Source organism: uncultured Mucilaginibacter sp. (assembly GCF_937859865.1).
GTDB lineage: Bacteria > Bacteroidota > Bacteroidia > Sphingobacteriales > Sphingobacteriaceae > Mucilaginibacter_A.
On record NZ_CALMAT010000147.1, the window covers coordinates 22,830 to 30,021 of the forward strand.

At 43.0% G+C, this 7,192-nt stretch carries 9 protein-coding genes; 5 read left to right on the forward strand and 4 right to left on the reverse strand.

Annotated elements, in window-relative coordinates:
• The 5 genes from Q0192_RS15935 (at position 1) to Q0192_RS15955 (ending at position 4,955) form a co-directional block, all read left to right on the forward strand.
• Positions 1 to 987: an FKBP-type peptidyl-prolyl cis-trans isomerase gene (locus Q0192_RS15935; protein WP_299290939.1), complete on the forward strand. Its 987-nt coding sequence runs from the start codon at positions 1 to 3 to the stop codon at positions 985 to 987.
• Between the two features lie 61 nt (positions 988 to 1,048).
• Complete coding sequence (locus Q0192_RS15940) at positions 1,049 to 2,059, forward strand: FKBP-type peptidyl-prolyl cis-trans isomerase (protein ID WP_299290941.1); 1,011 nt, start codon at positions 1,049 to 1,051, stop codon at positions 2,057 to 2,059.
• A 54-nt stretch (positions 2,060 to 2,113) separates the two neighbouring features.
• Positions 2,114 to 2,884 (forward strand): TatD family hydrolase, encoded by a 771-nt coding sequence (locus Q0192_RS15945; RefSeq protein WP_299290943.1) that lies wholly within the window; start codon positions 2,114 to 2,116, stop codon positions 2,882 to 2,884.
• Positions 2,885 to 2,933: 49 nt separating this feature from the next.
• Positions 2,934 to 3,953, forward strand: coding sequence for a type I asparaginase (locus Q0192_RS15950; RefSeq protein ID WP_299290994.1), 1,020 nt, complete (start codon positions 2,934 to 2,936; stop codon positions 3,951 to 3,953).
• A gap of 114 nt (positions 3,954 to 4,067) precedes the next feature.
• Positions 4,068 to 4,955, forward strand: a complete 888-nt coding sequence (locus Q0192_RS15955) for a neutral zinc metallopeptidase (protein ID WP_299290945.1) — start codon at positions 4,068 to 4,070, stop codon at positions 4,953 to 4,955.
• A 78-nt stretch (positions 4,956 to 5,033) separates the two neighbouring features.
• Here Q0192_RS15955 and Q0192_RS15960 read toward each other — a convergent pair whose 3' ends face one another.
• From Q0192_RS15960 to Q0192_RS15975, 4 genes are all read right to left on the reverse strand, one after another.
• A complete protein-coding gene (locus Q0192_RS15960) occupies positions 5,034 to 5,405 on the reverse strand; it encodes a DUF2892 domain-containing protein (RefSeq protein ID WP_299290947.1) in 372 nt (123 codons plus the stop codon).
• A gap of 225 nt (positions 5,406 to 5,630) precedes the next feature.
• Complete coding sequence (locus Q0192_RS15965; RefSeq protein ID WP_299290949.1) at positions 5,631 to 6,143, reverse strand: shikimate kinase; 513 nt, start codon at positions 6,141 to 6,143, stop codon at positions 5,631 to 5,633.
• Complete coding sequence (locus tag Q0192_RS15970; RefSeq protein ID WP_299290951.1) at positions 6,140 to 6,448, reverse strand: hypothetical protein; 309 nt, start codon at positions 6,446 to 6,448, stop codon at positions 6,140 to 6,142. Before Q0192_RS15970 ends, Q0192_RS15965 begins: the two co-directional genes overlap by 4 nt.
• Position 6,449: 1 nt before the next feature.
• Entirely contained in the window at positions 6,450 to 7,154 is a 705-nt protein-coding gene (locus tag Q0192_RS15975) for an ABC transporter permease (protein ID WP_299290953.1), read from the reverse strand.
• Positions 7,155 to 7,192 lie beyond the last annotated feature (38 nt).

The following is a 7,192-nucleotide window of genomic DNA, read 5'->3' on the forward strand; positions in this document are numbered from 1 at the left end:
ATGAAGAAAAACTTAGTTTTTTTAACAGTTGCAGCGCTTGCCTTTGCGGGCTGTAACGGTGGCTTTAAAAAAGGCGATAACGGTCTGTTGTATAAAATTTATACTGATGCGCCGGGCACAAACATCAAAGCCGGGGATTTTATAAGCGTGAATGTAATTGCCAAAACAGATAAAGATTCTCTGTTGGTTAGTTCATACGATCAAGGCCGTCCATCTAATTTGTTGGTGCAAAAACCATTGTACAAAGGCGATTTATATAGCGGTTTGATGATGCTGAGCCAGGGCGACAGCGCAGCTTTAAAAATTGATGCCGACACTCTGGTTAAAAAAAGCGGCCAGCCTAAACCTCCGGGCTTTAAAGGCAAATACTTCGTTTATACCTTAAAAATTGAAAAAGTAATACCGAGGGGAAATTTGGACGACAAAGCTTTCCAAGCAAAAGTTGGTGATTATTTTAAAGCCGAAGGCGATAAAGCAAGGGCTGCCGAACCTGTAAAAATTAAAAAATACATTGCCGACAACAACTTGAAAACCATACAAACGCCTTCTGGCCTAAACTATGTGATAACACAAGTGGGCAGCGGCGAAAAAATTGCCGTAGGCGATACTGCTGTAGTAGATTATACCGGCAAACGTTTAAACGGAAAAGTATTTGATACCAGCATCAAAGCAGTTGCAGAAAAAGCCGGCCCACCGGTTTATGATAAAATGCGCCCTTTCCAACCGATAAAAATTGCAGTTGGACAAAAAGCAGTTATCCCGGGCTGGGACGAAGGCTTGCTGTTGTTAAGCAAAGGCGAAAAAGCTACTTTCATTGTTCCTTCTTCCCAGGCTTACGGCGAGCAAGGTTACGGCCCGATTGCGCCTTTTTCTACCTTGGTTTTTGATGTGGAACTGAAAAATATCATCCACCCAAACCCTAACGCACCAAAACCAACGGTTCCGCAAATGCCAATGCAGCAACAGGCAAACCCGGCAGCCAGATAATCAGGTTTTTAAAAAATCAAACCAGCCTCCGCCCAAAAATGCGGGGGCTTTTTCAAACAATATGAAATTACGTTATTTCGTTTCCGCCTTTTTTATTTTTGCTTTTGGTAGGTTTTCTCAGGCACAAAACACGTTAAAAACCTCGGCAAAAGGGGCACGTTACCAAATTGTTGATGCCCATCCCGGCGACCGGATCAAGTTGGACAACGTCATCACCTTTAACCTCACCATCAAAACTGAGCGCGATTCTGTTTTGATGAGCAGCTACCAGCGCGGCCAGCCTTTTACCACGCAGGTTCAGCCATCCAAAACGGTAGATGATTTAATGGATATTTTTCCGCTGCTAGCTGCAAAAGACAGTGTCCGAATTTTGATTCCTGCCGATTCTTTGTTTAAAGGCCACGAGCAAGACCGTCCGCCATTTTTGAGCGGCAAAAATGCTTCGGTGGTTTATCTGCTTAAAATAGAAAAAGTACAATCTTTGGACGAAGCCATTGCCGAACATAAAGCCGCCGAAGCCAAAGCCAAAGAAGCCGCCGAAAAGCTGAAAACAGAAGAAACTTCAAGGATTGCCAAATACGTTGCTGCTTTAAGCCCGGCTCCAAAAGCTACGGTTTCGGGTCTGTATTATCAGGTGCTTACGCCTTCTGCAAAACCAAAACCTTTGCCTGGCGATACGTTACTGGTCAATTATATCGGCCGTACGCTGGATGGAAAAGTTTTCGATACCAACTTAAAAGACGAAGCACAAAAAGCAGGTGTGTTACAGCCCGGCCGTCCATACGAAGCATTTCAGTTTGTGGTAAAAGCCGGACAAGTGATCCCGGGTTGGGACGAAGGTTTTTTGTTGCTGAACCAGGGATCGAAAGCGCGCCTCATCATCCCTTCAAAACTGGCTTATGCTGATCGTGGCGCAGGTAATGATATTCCGCCTTACAGTCCGCTTGTTTTTGATGTTGAGTTGTTGAGCATTAAGCCTGGCAAACACCCAGCGGTTGCCAAAAAAACACCGGTAAAAAAAGCATCCGGTAAAAAAGTGGTGAAAAAGAAAATTTCAACCAAGAAAAAATAAGCAAAACATGCCTTCTGCAAAAAACAGGAGGCATTTTTATTTAGTTTTGAAGCGATGGTTTTAACAGATACCCACACGCACCTTTATTACGAAACGGACGCCAACGCGCAAAAGGCGATGGTGCAGCGTTGTTTAGACAAGCAAATTACACGCTTGTTTCTGCCCAACGTGGATGCTGCTTCGGTGCCGATGGTTGCAGAACTGGTTAAAACTTATCCGCAAAACTGTTTCCCGATGCTGGGCTTGCATCCTTGCAGTGTTACCAAAAATTGGGAAGCGGAGTTGGAAACCATCAAAGCATTTTGGAACCAAAAGCAAAAAATTTATGCCGTTGGCGAGATCGGTATTGATTTATACTGGGCGCAGGATTTACTGGCCGAGCAGCAGCAAGCTTTTCGCACCCAAATTAAGTGGGCAAAAGAAGCATCGCTGCCCATTGTGATTCATTGCCGAAATGCTTTTGATGAAGTTTACGCCATTTTGAAAGAAGAACACGACGAAAAGCTGCGTGGTATTTTTCATTGTTTTTCGGGAGATTTGCAGCAGGCCAACCAAATTATCGAACTGGGTTTTTACCTCGGCATTGGCGGCGTGGTTACTTATAAAAACGCCGGTTTGGATAAAGTGGTGCAGCAAATCAGCCTGGAACATTTGGTGCTGGAAACCGATTCGCCGTACTTGCCGCCCGTTCCTTTTCGCGGAAAACCCAACGAAAGCTCGTATTTAACTTATATTGCACAAAAAGTAGCCGATTTGCACCAGCAACCGATTGAAATGATAGCCGAAACAACGACCTTTAATTCAAAGAAAATTTTTGGGGTTTAAGGTGGAAAAATTTAACCGAAATGAACACATCACGGGGCCAACGCTGAACATGACGAATATCCTCATCATTTATACAGGCGGAACTATTGGTATGGTTAACGACCCGGCCACGCAAATGCTGCGTCCGTTCGATTTTAACCAGATCATCCTCAACGTACCCGAACTGGCGCGTTTAAATTACCGTTTAACCGTTCATTCTTTCAACCCGATTATTGATTCTTCCAACATGAAGCCAGCGATTTGGGTTGAAATTGCTTCTTTAATCGAACAGAATTATAACGATTACGAAGGCTTTGTAATTTTGCACGGCTCTGATACCATGGCTTTTACGGCTTCGGCATTAAGTTTTATGCTGGAAGGTTTGACCAAACCCGTCGTCCTGACCGGTTCGCAACTGCCCATCAGCCAAATTCGTACCGATGCGAAAGAAAACCTGATTACTTCTTTGGAAATTGCGGCCTCCCAAAAAAACGGCAAAGCGTTGGTGCCCGAAGTTTGTATCTATTTTGATTCGCAATTGTTCCGCGGCAACCGTTCGTTTAAATACAATTCATCCAAGTTTGAAGCTTTTCGTTCACCCAATTATCCGGTTTTGGCCGAAGCTGGCGTTCACCTCAGCTTTAACGAAGCTTTTATTTTGAAGCCAGTAGAGCAGCCATTCCAAGTCCATAAAAACATGTACACCGATATTGCCGTGCTGAAACTCTATCCGGGCATCAGCCAAAAAACGGTAGAAAGCATTTTAAAAGCCGATGCCAAAGCTTTTGTGATGGAAACTTTTGGTGCCGGCAATACCACAACAGACGAATGGTTTATCAGATCTTTAAAAAAAGCCATTAAAAAAGGCAAGGTTATTTTGGATATTTCGCAATGCAAAGTGGGAACGGTTGAGTTGGGCCGCTACGAAACCAGCACGCAATTAAAAGAAATGGGCGTGTTGAGCGGTTACGATATGACTTTTGAATCCGCCGTTACCAAGTTGATGTATTTGCTGGGCCGTTACCAAAACCCTGCTGATATTGCCCGTTTGGTAGAAACGCCTTTGTGCGGAGAAATTACCATCAGTTAAACGCAATGCTTCTTTTACCACCCTTTTTTTAGGCTGATAAAAGAAGCAGGGCAAATCAAACTGAAAACCCATATTATTGTTAACAATTTTCAAAAACTTAAAAAAATATAAATTATGCGTTGGTTAGGACGTGATGAAAGTAACGATGTTGAAGATGGCGGATCGGGTGGTGGTGGTGGTGGCCAGGGATTAGGTATTGGCGGTGGCATTATCGGTATCGTAGGTTTTGTGATTTACCTGTTTACCGGTTATAACCCTACACAATTGTTAAACCAGGTTGGCGGAGATCAACAGCAAACCACAGAGCAATCTGCTGCACCGTCGAGATTAAGCCAAAGTGATAGTACAAACCTGCATTTTACAAGAGTAATCTTAAAAGATGTTGATAGTACCTGGATTAAAATATTTGCTGATATGGGTAAAACCTTCGTAAAACCCAAATTAGTCCATTTTCAAAACGAAGTTGATGCTTCCGGTTGTGGTATGGCCAGTTCGGCAACTGGGCCGTTTTATTGCCCGGCCGATCGTAAAGTTTACCTTGATTTTGGCTTTTTTGATGAATTGAGTAACCGCTTTCACGCGGGCGGAGATTTTGCAAAAGCTTATGTAATTGCGCACGAAGTTGGCCATCATGTGCAAAATTTGCTGGGCGTTTCTGCCAAGATGGACCAGATGCGCGAGCAAATGAGCGAAACGGACTACAATAAAATGTCGGTAAAGCTGGAACTGCAGGCCGATTTTTACGCGGGCGTTTGGGCGCATTATGAAGCGCAGATGAAAAACAGCGATAATCAAAGTGTTATTGAGCCGGGCGATATCGAATCAGCATTAACAGCAGCCAACGCCATTGGAGATGACCGTTTGCAGCAGGAAGCTACCGGGCATGTTTCGCCGGATTCTTTTACGCACGGCACATCGGCACAACGGATGTACTGGTTTAAAAAAGGTTACGAAACCGGCGACATCAAACAAGGAAACACTTTTGCCGAAGGCGCTTTGTAAGCTTTATAAAAAATCAACAAGCATAAAAAAAGGATATTTCCGTCAAGAAATATCCTTTTTTGGTTTTGGCCGCTACAATTACAAAGGCGTAACGGTAGATGGATAAGGATGCGCTACCGAAGTTACCGGTTCGGTGGTTTCGTCCATATCGTCAATTATCTTTTTAATTTCACAGTTTCCGGTGATGCCGCGGTGCAACAATGCTGCCCCAATGCCAACTTCGGTTAAAGCCAATATTGGGTGAGAAAATAGGTTGAAAACACCTTTAATAAAGATATAGCCACCAGTCCCAACAGAAATGATCCGGTCGGTTTTGCCTACATTGGCATTTGGGTTTTCAGGCAATAACGTGTCTTTTAAAGTGCTTGTTACTTTTTTAAACTCGTCGTTTATAGGCGATATGGTATCTTTTACCGTATCCGTTACTTTTTTAATTTCGTCGTTAATCATAACAAATGGTTTTTTAATGATTTTATTTAACATGCTTAACAGCAGGAACGGTAGCAGGTTTTAATAAAAAGAAAAATAGTTAATTTAGAAGTTGTTTAAGCTTTTAGGGCTTCGTTTAAATTTGCAGGATAAAAAACACCATGCTTCTTTTACCGGGTAAAAATTGGTGTATGTGGTAAATAATCAGAAACAAAACAGTTCAATTTTTACCTGGTAAAAGAAGCATCAACCCAATTGTTGTTCAATCAAACCAACCAATTTTTGCGGCGTAACGCCTACACCGTTTGCAACTGCCTGTGCTTTTAAATAAGTTGGTTCGCGTTCGGTTAGTTTTTCGGTGATGTATTGCAGCAGTTCTTCGCCGGTTTTTTGTTGCAAAAGCGGCCGTTCTGTTTTGGCATTGTTTAATCGTGATGCAATAACTTTTGGCGGAACTTGCAAATAAATTGTAGTGCCGTGCTGTTTCATCCAATCCAAATTATCAAAAAAGCAAGGCAAACCGCCGCCGGTAGAAACAACGGCGTTTTCAGGATAAACCGTGTTCTTTAGCAGTTCTGATTCTTTCTGCCTGAATTTTTCTTCCCCAAAAACAGCAAAATAATTGGCAATGGTCATTTCGTTTTGCTTTTCGAAAACCTCGTCCAGATCAATAAAACCAACTTTTAAATGGGCAGCTAATTTTCGGCCATGTGTGGTTTTGCCCGAACCCATAAAACCGATGAGAAAAATAAGGCTCATTTTTGTTTTCTTCTTTTAAAAATTACAAGGGTGAGAATGAGGATAATAAGTTCGCCGGTTACCGCGGGCAAAAAAAAGACAGTCCACAAGGGTTGTGCCGGTTGAGGCCAGATAAACCAAAAAAGCAAAGCCAAAAGGTAAGAAAGCAGGAGTGAAACGATCAGGATAAAAAATATTTTTCTTCGGGGATGGCTTTTCCGCAGCAATAGCCATTGAATTAAGCGGCCAAGCCAAAACGTACAAACGCCCAGCAGCAGCAAAAGCACGAACATTTGGGGGAAATACATTTGAGCAGGTGCGTCCATCTTAATTCAGTTTTACCCTCGGGTCAATCCAAACATATAAAAAATCAACCAGCAGGCTGATCACCACAAAAATAAAAGCGATAAACAGGATCGCGCCCATCACCACCGGGAAATCTGAGGTTTCCAATGCATCAACCGTTGCTTTCCCTAAGCCGTTGTAGCCAAAAATATATTCCACAAAAAAAGAACCGGCCAGCAACGAAGCAAACCACGTTGCGATGGCTGTAACCACCGGATTCAAAGCATTTTTTAAAGCATGTTTATAGATGATGCTGTTTTTGTCCAGCCCTTTTGCTTTTGCAGTGCGGATGTAATCCTGGCTTAAAACATCCAACATCGCATTTCTGGTCAACTGGACAATAATGGCGAGCGGGCGCAAACCTAAAGTTACCATCGGCAAAATGAGGTTTTTCCAGATGATCACTTCGCCTTTAAAAGGATCGTAACCGGTTAAACTGCCCGACATATTTAGTCCGGTATATTTGCTTAATACAAAACCAAAAACCCAGGCAATGATGATTCCGGCAAAAAAGGAAGGCGCAGAAACGCCCAAAATAGAAAAACTGATGGCCAGTTTATCAATCCAGGTATTTTGATGAACGGCTGCCATCACGCCTAAAAATATACCGATAAAAGAAGCAAAGACCATGGCAGTTGTGGCAAGGATCAATGTGTTTGGAATGACGTCCAGTAAAGTTTTGGCCACATCTTTTCGCGTTTGGTAGGAGCGGCGCAGGTAAGGCC

Bases quoted from the DNA above. Each gene is read 5' to 3' on its own strand.
- Q0192_RS15940 (WP_299290941.1), top strand. From the start codon at position 1,049: ATGAAATTACGTTATTTCGTTTCCGCCTTTTTTATTTTTGCTTTTGGT.
- Q0192_RS15960 (WP_299290947.1), bottom strand. From the start codon at position 5,405: ATGATTAACGACGAAATTAAAAAAGTAACGGATACGGTAAAAGATACC.
- Q0192_RS15950 (WP_299290994.1), top strand. From the start codon at position 2,934: ATGACGAATATCCTCATCATTTATACAGGCGGAACTATTGGTATGGTT.
- Q0192_RS15945 (WP_299290943.1), top strand. From the start codon at position 2,114: ATGGTTTTAACAGATACCCACACGCACCTTTATTACGAAACGGACGCC.
- Q0192_RS15965 (WP_299290949.1), bottom strand. From the start codon at position 6,143: ATGAGCCTTATTTTTCTCATCGGTTTTATGGGTTCGGGCAAAACCACA.
- Q0192_RS15970 (WP_299290951.1), bottom strand. From the start codon at position 6,448: ATGGACGCACCTGCTCAAATGTATTTCCCCCAAATGTTCGTGCTTTTG.
- Q0192_RS15935 (WP_299290939.1), top strand. From the start codon at position 1: ATGAAGAAAAACTTAGTTTTTTTAACAGTTGCAGCGCTTGCCTTTGCG.
- Q0192_RS15955 (WP_299290945.1), top strand. From the start codon at position 4,068: ATGCGTTGGTTAGGACGTGATGAAAGTAACGATGTTGAAGATGGCGGA.